Source organism: Aeromonas oralensis (genome assembly GCF_049665575.1).
Classification (GTDB): Bacteria; Pseudomonadota; Gammaproteobacteria; order Enterobacterales; family Aeromonadaceae; genus Aeromonas; species Aeromonas hydrophila.
The window spans coordinates 3,236,041-3,247,944 of record NZ_CP187186.1; the positions used below are offsets into that span (position 1 = coordinate 3,236,041).

11 protein-coding genes are annotated in these 11,904 nt (G+C 60.8%); 5 read left to right on the forward strand and 6 right to left on the reverse strand.

Features of this window, described 5'->3' with window-relative positions:
- Nucleotides 1-46: 46 nt before the first annotated feature.
- A complete protein-coding gene (locus ACPDZI_RS14970) occupies nucleotides 47-1,024 on the reverse strand; it encodes an NAD-dependent epimerase/dehydratase family protein (protein WP_438833396.1) in 978 nt (325 codons plus the stop codon).
- Between the two features lie 247 nt (nucleotides 1,025-1,271).
- On the opposite strand from ACPDZI_RS14970, the gene tsaA reads away from it, so the two are divergent.
- Nucleotides 1,272-1,979, forward strand: a complete 708-nt coding sequence (tsaA, locus tag ACPDZI_RS14975; RefSeq protein ID WP_206818451.1) for a tRNA (N6-threonylcarbamoyladenosine(37)-N6)-methyltransferase TrmO — start codon at nucleotides 1,272-1,274, stop codon at nucleotides 1,977-1,979.
- A 39-nt stretch (nucleotides 1,980-2,018) separates the two neighbouring features.
- On the opposite strand, the gene ACPDZI_RS14980 is transcribed toward tsaA, so the two are convergent.
- The 4 genes from ACPDZI_RS14980 to ACPDZI_RS14995 are packed head-to-tail and all read right to left on the reverse strand — an operon-like array spanning nucleotide 2,019 to nucleotide 6,701.
- On the reverse strand, nucleotides 2,019-3,464 hold the full coding sequence (locus tag ACPDZI_RS14980) for an HD domain-containing phosphohydrolase (RefSeq protein ID WP_438833397.1): 1,446 nt from the start codon (nucleotides 3,462-3,464) through the stop codon (nucleotides 2,019-2,021).
- Between the two features lie 50 nt (nucleotides 3,465-3,514).
- Nucleotides 3,515-4,636, reverse strand: a complete 1,122-nt coding sequence (locus ACPDZI_RS14985; protein WP_438833398.1) for a beta-ketoacyl-ACP synthase III — start codon at nucleotides 4,634-4,636, stop codon at nucleotides 3,515-3,517.
- A 55-nt stretch (nucleotides 4,637-4,691) separates the two neighbouring features.
- Entirely contained in the window at nucleotides 4,692-5,855 is a 1,164-nt protein-coding gene (locus ACPDZI_RS14990) for a vWA domain-containing protein (RefSeq protein ID WP_268029362.1), read from the reverse strand.
- A 3-nt stretch (nucleotides 5,856-5,858) separates the two neighbouring features.
- Nucleotides 5,859-6,701, reverse strand: coding sequence for an AAA family ATPase (locus ACPDZI_RS14995; RefSeq protein WP_438833399.1), 843 nt, complete (start codon nucleotides 6,699-6,701; stop codon nucleotides 5,859-5,861).
- Nucleotides 6,702-6,868: 167 nt separating this feature from the next.
- Between ACPDZI_RS14995 and cysK the strand changes: the two genes are divergently transcribed.
- The 4 genes from cysK (at nucleotide 6,869) to crr (ending at nucleotide 10,862) form a co-directional block, all read left to right on the forward strand.
- Complete coding sequence (cysK, locus tag ACPDZI_RS15000; protein ID WP_042871008.1) at nucleotides 6,869-7,837, forward strand: cysteine synthase A; 969 nt, start codon at nucleotides 6,869-6,871, stop codon at nucleotides 7,835-7,837.
- Nucleotides 7,838-8,279: 442 nt separating this feature from the next.
- Complete coding sequence (locus tag ACPDZI_RS15005) at nucleotides 8,280-8,537, forward strand: HPr family phosphocarrier protein (RefSeq protein ID WP_005303128.1); 258 nt, start codon at nucleotides 8,280-8,282, stop codon at nucleotides 8,535-8,537.
- A 44-nt stretch (nucleotides 8,538-8,581) separates the two neighbouring features.
- A complete protein-coding gene (gene ptsI, locus ACPDZI_RS15010; RefSeq protein ID WP_011706834.1) occupies nucleotides 8,582-10,309 on the forward strand; it encodes a phosphoenolpyruvate-protein phosphotransferase PtsI in 1,728 nt (575 codons plus the stop codon).
- Between the two features lie 43 nt (nucleotides 10,310-10,352).
- On the forward strand, nucleotides 10,353-10,862 hold the full coding sequence (crr, locus tag ACPDZI_RS15015; protein ID WP_005303134.1) for a PTS glucose transporter subunit IIA: 510 nt from the start codon (nucleotides 10,353-10,355) through the stop codon (nucleotides 10,860-10,862).
- Nucleotides 10,863-10,941: 79 nt separating this feature from the next.
- Here the strand turns inward: crr and ACPDZI_RS15020 are convergent, their stop codons facing one another.
- On the reverse strand, nucleotides 10,942-11,904 hold the full coding sequence (locus ACPDZI_RS15020) for a diguanylate cyclase domain-containing protein (RefSeq protein ID WP_438833400.1): 963 nt from the start codon (nucleotides 11,902-11,904) through the stop codon (nucleotides 10,942-10,944).

Genomic DNA, 11,904 nt, shown 5'->3' on the forward strand with positions numbered 1-11,904 from the left:
GGCATCTCTCGATGCCCTTTTGCTTTGCTGCGGCACTTGCCGGCCTCTAGCGGACAAGCTGACGCAACCGCGTCTCCTGCTCGGCCGTGATGCCAGCGGCCACCACAGCGTCCGGCGCGCCGGCCAGCCACTCGGCCACATCAGCCACTGTCTCCTCCAGCGGCCGAAAATTGAGGCCATGCACAATGGCCGCCTCGGCGCTGATACGACCATAACCGGCATACTCGGGCTGCTCATTGGGCAACAGGGTCGGATAGCTCTGCCAGGGCTCCACCCCGGCGGCCAGCAGCGCGGGCCAGGGCGCCCACTCCGGCACGAGCGGGGTCGCAGGAGCCAGCCTGGCGGCCAGACGATCCACCCAGTCGTTCAGTGCGATACCGGGCTTGACCAGATTGAAGGTGCCGCTCAATTGCTGCTCGGCGGCCCGCAGCACAAACTCGGCGCAGTCGCGCACGTCCAGATATTGCAGCCGGTCTTCCCCCTGCCCCGGCAGCAGCCAGGGGCCGCCCTGTTGCACCCGTTTCACCCACCAGGCCACGCCGGTGGGATCATGGAGGCCGCACAAGACGCCTGGGCGCAAGATGCAGAGCCGCTCGCCCCAACGGGCACGATACGTGGCCTCGCACAGCACCTTGAGGGGGCCGTAATCTTCCGGCATCTCCCCCTCGGCAATCTCGTGCAGCGGCGCCGACTCGTCCTGCCCGGGCAGGGCGAAGTCGCGATAGACGCTGATGGTGGAGATGAAGATCAACCGCTCGCAGCGCCCGAGCAGGGCTGCCGAGAGGCTCGCCGCCTGTTCGGGGCGATAGCAGCAGGTGTCGATGGCCAGATCCCAGCTTCCCTGATAGTGATGCAGCGGGGTCAGGTCCTGATCCCGGTCCCCCTGCAGTTGGGTGAGCTCACGCCAGTCCGGGTGCTGGCGTCGGCCGCGATTGAACAAGGTCACCTCGTGGCCCCAGTCCAGCGCAAGCGCCGTGAGATGGCGCCCCAGAAATCCGGTGCCGCCGATGATCAGCAGTTTCATCCCAGTCTCTCCTGTGCGGCGCGGCTCCTGTTCTGGGGTCACGCCGGTTGTAGCGATCCGCCCTGCTGGCGGACGCGCCGTTCACTCATCCTGCGCCCACCCTACGCAACTTGGCGGCGCGATACAGCCCCGAAGCGGCCGGGATGGGAGCGGGATCACGGCAAGCAGGCAGCCACCGGCCGGCGGGCAAACCTGCGTTTTGAGGGCTGCTGTGCTACATTGCCGGGGTTTTCAGTCAGGATCCGCCATGAAGTTCGAAATCGACACCCTGGGTATCATCCGCTCTCCCTACAAGGAGAAGTTCGCCATCCCGCGCCAGCCTGGTCTGGTCAAATCGGCCCGCGCCCGCCTCGAGCTGCTGCCTCCCTACGATCAGCCGGACGTACTGCGCGGCATCGAGCAATTCTCCCACCTCTGGCTCAGCTTCGTGTTTCACCAGACCATGGCGCAGGGCTGGCACCCGACGGTGCGCCCGCCGCGCCTGGGCGGCAACGAGCGGGTCGGGGTGTTTGCCACCCGCTCCACCTTTCGCCCCAACCCGCTCGGCCTCTCGGTGGTCGAGCTGCACGGGGTCGGTCGTGAGCGCGGCAAACTCTGGCTCGAGCTGGGGGCGGTGGACCTGCTCGATGGCACTCCCATCGTCGACATCAAGCCCTATATCCCGTATGCCGACAGCCTGCCGGATGCCCGCGGCGGGTTCGCCCCCGATGCCCCCACCCCACCGCTGGCGGTGAGTTTCAGCCCCGAGGCGGAGCAACAGCTGCAACCCTGGCTCAAGACCCACCCCGAGCTGCGCCTGCTGGTGAGCGAAGTGCTGGCCCAGGATCCGCGCCCCGCCTACAAGAAGGGCAAGCCGGACGACAAGGAGTACGGCGTCAGGCTGTTTGACTGCAACGTACGCTTTCGCATCAGCGAGCCCAGTTGCCTGGTGCTCGCCATCGAGCCGGCCCAGTGAGCCAGCCATAAAAAAACCACCCGTTCGGGTGGTTTTTTGTCAGTCGTCATCCTTGTGCCTGATGGCAATCTGGCGAAATTCCTCCTCGCAGGCAAGGAAGGCGTCGACGATGGCCGGATCGAAGTGGTGACCACGCCCCTCCACTATGATGGTCCTGGCCTGCTCATGGCTGAAGGCGGGCTTGTAGACCCGTTTCGAGATGAGAGCGTCGTAGACATCCGCCAGAGCCATCAGCCGCCCCGACAAGGGGATCGCCTCCCCCGCCAACCCGGCCGGATAGCCGCTACCATCCCACTTCTCGTGGTGAGTCAGGGAGATCTCCCGCGCCAGCCGCAGGAAGGAGTTGGAGCCGAGCTGGGCTTCGGCGCTCGCCAGCGCATCGGCACCGATCTGCGGGTGGCGCTTCATGATGGCGAACTCCTCGTCCGTCAGCTTGCCCGGTTTGAGCAGGATGGCATCGGGAATACCCACCTTGCCCACGTCGTGCAGCGGCGCCGATTTGAACAGCAGATCAATGGTGGCGTCGTCCAGCGGATAGCGCTCCCAGTCGCTGCGGCTCAACTGCTCCGCCAGCACCTTGACATAGTACTGGGTGCGGATGATGTGGGCGCCGGTCTCGTTGTCGCGGGTCTCCGCCAGCGAGGCGAGCCCCAGGATGGCCACGTCCCGGGTCAAGTTGAGCTCGTCCTGGCGCGCCTTCAGCTCACCAATCATCTGGTTGGTGCCGGCGGCAATCAGGCCGAACTCATCGTCCCGGATCACCGGCACCCGCGCCTCCAGATCACCACACTGTACCTGCGCCATGGCGCGAGTCTGATGCATCAGTGACAAGGTAAGGTTACGGCCATAGCCGCGAATGATGAGCCAGAGATAACCGAAGGTCACCACCATCACGAAGGCGATCTCCAGCAGGATGTAGTGCTGGGCATCGAGCCGAGGCAGGCTCTTGTCCACTGTGACCAGCCACTCCAGATCCTTGTTGAACAACAGGAAGAACACAGCGCCAAGCAGAGTCAGTGTGGTGAAGGTGAACAGGGAGAATTTGCGGGAAACCGGCATGGCCAGCGGCTGGTTCAGCACCAGGCAGGCCTGATGCTCTCGCAGCTTGGCCTGCTGCCAATCCCGCTGCAGCGAGAGATCCGCCGCCACCAGAAAACCCAGGGTGCTCATCCCCAACAGGATCTTGAGGTGACTTTCCAGCGGAAAATCATACCGGATACCGTTGTAGCCGGAGAGCAACAAGGCCCCCAGCAGGTAGAAGCCCACCTCCAGCCCGAAGCCTTCCAGCCCCTGACCGGACAGCGTCACCTTGCGCAGCAGTTGATCACGCAGGACAAACATGATGGCGAAGGTCACCAGCACGGGCCCCAGCAGCTGGGGCAGCGTGAGGCTCTCCAGAAACGGGCAGACCTGCAGCCCATAAAAACAAAACAGTGACAGCGTCACCCCGTAGTGAAGGGCGCAGCGCCCCGTGATCCTCTGCATGATGCTACCCAAACCTTATCGTCATGATGGCGGGGAGATGACCCCGCCCCTCACAGGCGCCGCAACAGCAGGCTCCCGATCGAGTAGCCGGCGCCAAACGAGCAGAGCACGCCGCGGGCCCCCGCGGAAAGGTCGCGATTGTACAGATGGAACGCAACAATGGAACCCGCCGAGCTGGTGTTGCCGTAGCTGTCGAGAATGACCGGTGCCTCCTGCTGGCTGGCATCGTGGCCGAGCAGCTTGCGGGCGATGAACTGGTTCATGGTCAGATTCGCCTGGTGGAGCCAGAGCCGGCTCAGGGAGTCCGCCGGCCAGCCCTGCTCGTCGAGTTGGTTGGCGATCTGGTCGCACACCAGCGGCAGCACCTCCTTGAACACCTTGCGCCCCTGCTGGCGGAACAGCTTGTCGTCGCCGTAGCGGGTGCGCGGGCTGAGTCGGTTCAGGAAGCCGAAGTTGTTGCGGATATTGTTGGAGTACTGGGTCACCAGCTTGCTGGCCACCAGTTGCCAGGGGTTGGCCGCCTGGCAATCGGCTTCCCGCTCCAGCAGCACGGCGGTACAGGCGTCGCCGAAGATGAAGTGGCTGTCCCGATCGCGGAAGTTGAGGTGCCCCGAGCAGATCTCCGGATTGACCACCAGCGCCAGTTTGGCGCTGCCGGCCGCCAGCATGTCTGCGGCGGTCTTGATGCCGAAGGTGGCGGAGGAGCAGGCCACGTTCATGTCGAACGCCATACCGCCCGCCCCCAGATAGTGCTGCAGCTCGATGGAGAGGGCCGGATAGGGGCGCGGCATGTTGGAGGCGGCGACAATCACCAGATCGATCTCGCCGGGCTCGCGACCGGCGGCGATCAGCGCCTGCTCGGCGGCGGCCACCGCCATCTCCACCATAATGGAGGGCTTGTCATCGGGCCGCTCAGGCAGCAGCGGCTGCATGATGTCGGGATCCAGCACCCCCTCCTTGCTCACCAGATAGCGGCTCTTGATGCCGGAGGCCTTCTCGATGAACTCACTGCTCGAGTGCTGCTTGGCGGGCAACTGGCCGGCGTCGATGGCGGAGGCGTTCTCCTCGTTGTAGAGATCCACGTACTGGTTGAAGGCGGCCACCAGCGCTTCATTGCTGACGGCAAAGGGAGGGGTATAAAGGCCTGAGCCACTGATCACGATAGAGGTCATCTTTGCTCCTCGCCGGGTTCACTCCCGGCTTGTTGGTCTGTTCGGGTAGAGAGGGTCACAGCTGGTCGATGGCCGCAGCCAGACCCGCCAGGGTCAGCGGGTGCATGCGCCCGCCGATCAATTCGTTCATCAGCTTGATGGAGGGGTGCCAGAGCCACTCCCGGCGCGGGGTGGGGTTGATCCACACCAGCTTTGGAAAGTGCTGCTGCAGGCGGGCCAGCCACACCTGACCGGCCTCCTCATTCCAATACTCGACGCTGCCGCCAGGCCAGGTGATCTCGTAGGGGCCCATGGTGGCATCCCCCACCAGGATCACCTTGTAGTCGCTGCCGTAGGTGCGCAGCAGGCGCAGGGTATCGAAGCGCGCCTCGTGCCGGCGGGCGTTGTCCTGCCAGACGAAGTCGTAGAGACAGTTGTGAAAGTAGAAGTACTCCAGATGCTTGAACTCGTGGCGCAGGGCCGAGAAGAGGCGCTGCACCTCGGCCACGTGGGCATCCATGGAGCCCCCCACATCGAAGAAGACCAGCAGCTTGACCCCGTTGTGGCGCTCGGGCCTGAGCTTCACATCGAGCCAGCCCTGTCTGGCCGTGCTCTGGATGGTGTCGTCGAGATCCAGCTCGTCGGGATTGCCCCGGCGCACCCAGCGCCTGAGCTTGCGCAGCGCCAGCTGAATGGCCCGCTGGCCGAGCGGCGAGTCGTCGCTGAAGTTGCGGTAATGCCTTGCCTCCCACACCTTGACCGCCTTGCCATGCTGGCCCTCTCCCCCCATGCGGATCCCTTCCGGGTGAAAACCGCCGTGGCCGAACGGGCTGCTGCCGCCGGTACCTACCCATTTGTTGCCGCCGGCGTGGCGCTCCTTCTGCTCGTTCAAGCGCTGGTTTAGGGTCTCCAGCAGCTGGTCGAGCCCGCCGAGGGATGTGAGCAACGCCTTCTCCTCGGCGCTCAATAGCCGCTCGAACTCCTGGCGCAACCACTCCTCGGGCAGGCTCTCCGGTAACAGGGGGATGGCGGCCAACCCTTCGTAATACTCGGCGAAGGCGCGATCGAAGCGATCATAGTGAGCCTCGTCTTTCACCAGCAGGCAGCGGGAGAGCTGGTAGAACTCGTCCATGTCGAGGCTGGCCAGCCGGGCTGCCAGCGCCGCGTGCAAGTCCAGCAATTCGCGCAGGCTGCAGGGGAGCTTGTGACGGCGCAGATGGGTAAAAAAGTCGATCAGCATGGGTCAGCTGCCGCGTCTGGCCAGAAAAGCGAGCTTCTCAAAGAGATGCAGGTCCTGCTCGGTCTTGAGCAGGGCGCCATAGAGGGCAGGCACCAGTTTGCCCGGCTCGCGGGTGCGCATCGCCTCGGGGGCGATATCGTCGGCCAACAGCAGCCGGATCCAGTCCAAGAGCTCCGAGGTGGACGGCTTCTTGCGCAGCCCCTCTACCTCGCGCAGCTCGAAGAAGAGATCCATCGCCTCACCGAGCAAGCTCTCCTTGAGGTTTGGGTAGTGGAGCTTGACGATGGCCTGCATCTCGGCCTTGTCGGGGAAGCGGATGTAGTGGAAGAAGCAGCGGCGCAGGAAGGCATCCGGCAACTCCTTCTCATTGTTGGAGGTGGTGATGACCACGGGGCGCTGCAGGGCCTTGATGCGCTCGCCGGTCTCGTAGACGTCGAACTCCATCCGATCCAGCTCCTGCAGCAGATCGTTGGGGAACTCGATGTCCGCCTTGTCGATTTCATCGATGAGCAGCACCGGGCGCTGGTCGGCGGTGAAAGCCTGCCACAGCTTGCCCCGACGGATGTAGTGGCTGATCTCCCCTACCCTGGGGTCGCCAAGCTGGGAGTCACGCAGCCTGGCCACCGCATCGTATTCATAGAGTCCCTGCTGGGCCTTGGTAGTGGATTTGATGTGCCAGGCAATCAGCTCGGTGCCCAGATGGCGAGCCACCGCTTCAGCCAGCTCGGTCTTGCCTGTGCCGGGTTCCCCTTTGATAAGCAAGGGCTTTTCCAGCAAGATGGCGGCATTGACCGCCATCTTGAGCGATTCAGAGGCGAGATAGCGATCGCTTCCTGCAAATCCCATAACGTCCATTCCTTTGACGATGAGAGACCTTTTTGAGATCGAGGCCTCAATAAGAAAGAATAAGCTCTATATCTTGTAATAACATATTGTTATAACAAATCGTCACTTCTCATTCAGAAACCACAGGGTAATCTTGTTTCATCGCCGTAACAAACAGGGATAGCACCATGAGCAAAATTTTTGAGGACAACAGCCAGACCATAGGTCACACCCCGCTGGTTCGTCTCAACCGTGTTACCAAGGGCCGCGTGCTGGCCAAGATTGAGAGCCGTAACCCAAGCTTCAGCGTCAAGTGCCGTATCGGCGCCAACCTGATCTGGGATGCCGAGAAACGCGGCGTCCTGACCAAGGGCAAGGAGATCATCGAACCCACCAGCGGTAACACGGGTATTGCTCTGGCCTTCGTGGCCGCCGCCCGTGGCTATCCCATCACCCTGACCATGCCGGCCACCATGAGCCTGGAGCGCCGCAAACTGCTCAAGGCACTCGGCGCCAATCTGGTGCTGACCGAAGGGCCGCTCGGCATGAAGGGGGCCATTGCCAAGGCCAACGAGATCCTCGAATCCGAGCCGGGCAAATACGTGCTGCTGCAACAGTTTGAAAACCCCGCCAACCCGGAAATCCACGAGAAGACCACTGGCCCCGAGATCTGGGATGCCACCGATGGTCAGGTGGATGTCTTTGTGGCTGGCGTCGGCACCGGCGGCACCATCACGGGTGTCTCCCGCTACCTGAAACAGACCAAGGGCAAGGCGGTTGTCTCCGTCGCCGTCGAGCCGAGCGAATCGCCGGTGATCAGCCAGCGTCTGGCCGGTCTTGAAATCAAACCCGGTCCCCACAAGATCCAGGGTATCGGTGCTGGCTTCATCCCGGGCAACCTGGACCTGACCCTGCTGGACCGCGTCGAGCAGGTGAGCAGCGATGATGCCATCGAGATGGCTCGCCGCCTGATGGAAGAGGAAGGGATCCTGGCCGGGATCAGCTCAGGCGCCGCCGTGGTGGCCGCAGCCCGCCTCGCCGAACTGCCGGAGTTTGCCGACAAGACCATCGTCGTCATTCTGCCGAGCGCCGCCGAACGTTACCTCTCCAGCGCTCTGTTTGCCGGGGTGTTCAGCGAGCAGGAACTGCAGCAATAAGTGATCGGATTATTTCAAAACAACGGCGCTCCCAGGAGCGCCGTTTCTTTATGGGCTAGACTGAGCACTTGGCAGCGCCAGTCGACCCCTTATTTTTCGGGGTAAAATAACAAGCAACCCAGCGACAAAAAAAGCAGACATTCTGTGATAAATCTCATATCCTGTGCCGCGTCACGAGGTGTTTGCCGACTAGGTATCATAAAGTAACAAAGTGTTATTTTTCGTTATAAAATAATGTCAAGCCAGCATTGACGCGGCTTGTAGAGCGATAACGGAAAAGAGTTGAGGCAAACACCGAATACTGCACAGAAAATTGACCTGGATTAAACCATTGCAGGTCTGATTTCGTTACTTTACAACATATCCATACTGACACGGTGCGAGAAGGAAGCGTCAAAAGCGTCCCTCACACCAAAAAATATCAATAATATGGGGTGAAACCATGTACGAGAAGTCTGTTGTTATTACTGCTGAAAACGGCCTGCACACCCGTCCGGCAGCTCAGTTCGTGAAAGAAGCCAAAGAATTCCAAAGCGAGATCACTGTGGTCTCCGGTGGCAAATCCGCCAGCGCCAAGAGCCTGTTCAAGCTGCAGACCCTGGGCCTGACCAAAGGCACCAACGTGACCATCCAGGCCGACGGCCCGGACGCTCAGAAAGCCGTTGAGAAGCTGGTTGCCCTGATGGACGAGCTGGAGTAATCCAGCTTTATTCCTCCCCCACAGTCGTTTTAATAGGAAGGATTATGATATCTGGCATTCTTGCGTCCCCCGGTATCGCATTCGGCAAGGCGCTTCTTCTGAAAGAAGATGAAATCGTTATCAATCAGGGCAAAATTGCTGCCGAACAGATTGATGCCGAAATCAACCGCTTCCTCGAAGCCCGCACCAAGTCAGCCGCACAGCTGGAAGCCATCAAAGAGATGGCCGGTCGCACCTTCGGTGAAGAAAAAGAGGCCATCTTCGAAGGCCACATCATGCTGCTCGAAGATGAAGAGCTGGAAGGGGATATCAGATCCTTCATCAAAGACAACAAGGCCACCGCTGACAAGGCCATCTACGAGGTGATCGAACAGTACGCCAAGATGATGGCCGAGCTGGACGACCCTTATCTGCGCGAGCGCGCAACCGACTTCCGTGACATCGGTACCCGTCTGGTCAAGAACGTACTGGGCATCGCCGTTGTCAACCTGAGCACCATCGACGAAGAGGTGATCCTGGTCGCCAAAGACCTGACCCCGTCCGAAACTGCTCAGATCAACCTGAAATATGTGCTGGGTTTCGTTACCGACATCGGTGGCCGTACTTCCCACACCTCCATCATGGCCCGCTCCCTGGAGCTGCCGGCCATCGTGGGCACCAACGACATCACCGAGCGCGTCAAGAATGGTGACGTGCTGGTGCTGGACGCGATCAACAACCAGATCATCATCAATCCGACTGCCGAACAGCTGAACGAAGCCAAGCAATTCCAGGCCCAGTTCCAGGCAGAGAAAGATGAACTGGCCAAGCTCAAAGATCTGCCTGCCATCACCCTCGATGGCCATCAGGTCGAAGTGTGCGCCAACATCGGTACCGTCAAGGATACCGAAGGTGCCATCCGCAACGGCGCCGAAGGCGTGGGTCTGTACCGTACCGAGTTCCTGTTCATGGACCGTGACGCGCTGCCGACCGAAGACGAGCAGTTCAAAGCCTACAAAGAAGTGGCCGAAGCGATGCCGGATCAGCCGATCATCGTGCGCACCATGGACATCGGCGGCGACAAAGAACTGCCCTACATGAATTTCCCGAAAGAGATGAACCCCTTCCTGGGCTGGCGTGCCGTGCGGATCTTCTTCGATCGCGCCGACATCATGCATGCCCAGCTGCGGGCCATCCTGCGTGCGTCTGCCTTTGGCAAACTGCGCATCATGTTCCCGATGATCATCTCTGTCGAAGAGTTCCGCAGCCTGAAGGCTACCGTAGAGACGCTGAAAGCCGAACTGCGTGCCGAAGGCAAAGCCTTTGATGAATCCATCGAAGTGGGTATCATGATCGAGACCCCGGCTGCTGCCGTGATGGCTCATCATCTGGCCAAGGAAGTGGATTTCTTCAGTATCGGTACCAACGACCTGACCCAGTACACCCTGGCTGTCGACCGTGGTAACGAGATGATTTCCGCCATGTACAACCCGCTGTCACCCTCCGTCCTGACGCTGATCAAGATGGTTATCGATGCATCCCATGCCGAAGGCAAGTGGACCGGTATGTGTGGTGAACTGGCTGGTGACGAGCGTGCCACCCTGCTGCTGCTGGGTATGGGTCTGGATGAGTTCTCCATGAGCGCCATCTCTGTACCGCGTATCAAGAAGCTTATCCGCAACACCAACTTCGAAGATGTGAAGGCCATGGCTGATCAAGCGCTGAGCTTTGCCACCGCCGCCGAAATCGAAGCCTGTGTAGATAACTTTATTAAGCAGAAGGCAGTCTGCTAAGATCGGCTGCAAACAGCGACAATCATCTCTAGGAGCTTTTACTATGGGTCTGTTTGATAAACTGAAGAAACTGGTTTCCGATGACAGTTCTGATACCGGCGGCATCGAAATCTTTGCCCCGCTGTCAGGCGAAATCGTACCGATCGAAGATGTACCCGACGTAGTCTTCGCCGAGAAGATCGTCGGCGACGGTATCGCCATCAAGCCGGCTGGCAACAAGATGGTTGCTCCGTGCGACGGCACCATCGGCAAGATCTTCGAGACCAACCACGCGTTCTCGCTGGAATCCGACTCAGGTATCGAGCTGTTCGTTCACTTCGGTATCGACACCGTTGAACTGAAAGGTGAAGGCTTCAAGCGCATCGCCCAAGAAGGTCAACAGGTCAAGCGCGGTGACACCATCATCGAGTTCGATCTGGCCGTTCTGGAAGCCAAAGCCAAATCTACCCTGACTCCGGTGGTCATCTCCAACATGGACGAGATCAAAGAGCTGGTGAAGATGACTGGTGCCGTGACCGTGGGCGAGACCCCGGTGATCCGCATCAAGAAATAAGGCCGCATGGGCCGAGCGCCCGCCGCTGCAATAAAAAAACCGAAGCCTTGGCTTCGGTTTTTTTATGGGCGTTTTCCGGCTAGGGCCTGCCAAATACCACCCGGTTGCGGCCGTTGCTCTTGGCCTGGTAGAGCGCCTTGTCCGCCACCTGCAGCAGGCTGTCGATGCCCTGTCCCTCCTCCTGGGTGGCACAACCCAGACTCACCGTCAGGGAGAAGTACTCTCCTTGCCAACCCACAGCATGGCCGACAAACTGCCGGCGCAACAGTTCGGCTCGCTCGACCACCTGTTCGGCGTCCACTCCTGGCAAGATCAACAGGAACTCCTCCCCGCCCCAGCGGGCCAGATGCTCTGCGGGCTGCAGTTGCCGCGTCATGATGCGGGCCACCTCGCACAACGCCGCATCTCCGGCGGGATGGCCATAGCGATCATTGATCTGCTTGAAGTGGTCGATATCGCACAGGATCACCGAGAAGGGCTCCCCCTGCAGCCAGAGCGCCTGCAACTGCTGCCCGGCAGCACGCCGGTTGCCGAGCTCGGTCAGCGGATCGGTGCAGGAGAGCCGGCTCACCTCCTCGATCATGCAGTGCAGGTCGTGGATGTCGCGCAGCGTCACTATGTGCCAACCCGGCATGGCATCGGCCGTCAGCTGGGCCGTGATGGTAAACCAGCGCTGCTGGCCACTCTTGCAGTAGAGACAGGCGTTCATCTCGGCCACCGCCGCGCCGTTGGCCAGGCTGGTCATCACCGCCTGGTTCCAGCGCTCAATCGCCTGGGCCCTGCTCTCTTCATCGCGATAGACGGTGGCAAACCAGCTGGCCATGTCAGGCAGATCCGTCAGGTCGTAGCCCAGCTGAGTCACGAAGGCCCGGTTCACGAACCTGTGATGGCGGGCCGGGATCTCCGACAGTCGGGTGGGTATGCTGCCCAGCGTCTCGCTGCAGGCGGATTCCGAAATCAGGATCGGAAACGGGATCACGTCGAAGGAGCGAAATAGGATCTGCTGCAGCTCGGTCAGGATCACAGGATCGGTGATGTTCAA

Excerpts from the sequence above, each read along its gene's own strand:
- ACPDZI_RS14990 (WP_268029362.1), bottom strand. The coding sequence starts at position 5,855 with ATGCTGATCGACTTTTTTACCCATCTGCGCCGTCACAAGCTCCCCTGC.
- cysK (WP_042871008.1), top strand. The coding sequence starts at position 6,869 with ATGAGCAAAATTTTTGAGGACAACAGCCAGACCATAGGTCACACCCCG.
- ACPDZI_RS14985 (WP_438833398.1), bottom strand. The coding sequence starts at position 4,636 with ATGACCTCTATCGTGATCAGTGGCTCAGGCCTTTATACCCCTCCCTTT.
- ACPDZI_RS14980 (WP_438833397.1), bottom strand. The coding sequence starts at position 3,464 with ATGCAGAGGATCACGGGGCGCTGCGCCCTTCACTACGGGGTGACGCTG.
- crr (WP_005303134.1), top strand. The coding sequence starts at position 10,353 with ATGGGTCTGTTTGATAAACTGAAGAAACTGGTTTCCGATGACAGTTCT.
- ACPDZI_RS14995 (WP_438833399.1), bottom strand. The coding sequence starts at position 6,701 with ATGGGATTTGCAGGAAGCGATCGCTATCTCGCCTCTGAATCGCTCAAG.
- ACPDZI_RS14970 (WP_438833396.1), bottom strand. The coding sequence starts at position 1,024 with ATGAAACTGCTGATCATCGGCGGCACCGGATTTCTGGGGCGCCATCTC.
- ACPDZI_RS15005 (WP_005303128.1), top strand. The coding sequence starts at position 8,280 with ATGTACGAGAAGTCTGTTGTTATTACTGCTGAAAACGGCCTGCACACC.
- tsaA (WP_206818451.1), top strand. The coding sequence starts at position 1,272 with ATGAAGTTCGAAATCGACACCCTGGGTATCATCCGCTCTCCCTACAAG.
- ptsI (WP_011706834.1), top strand. The coding sequence starts at position 8,582 with ATGATATCTGGCATTCTTGCGTCCCCCGGTATCGCATTCGGCAAGGCG.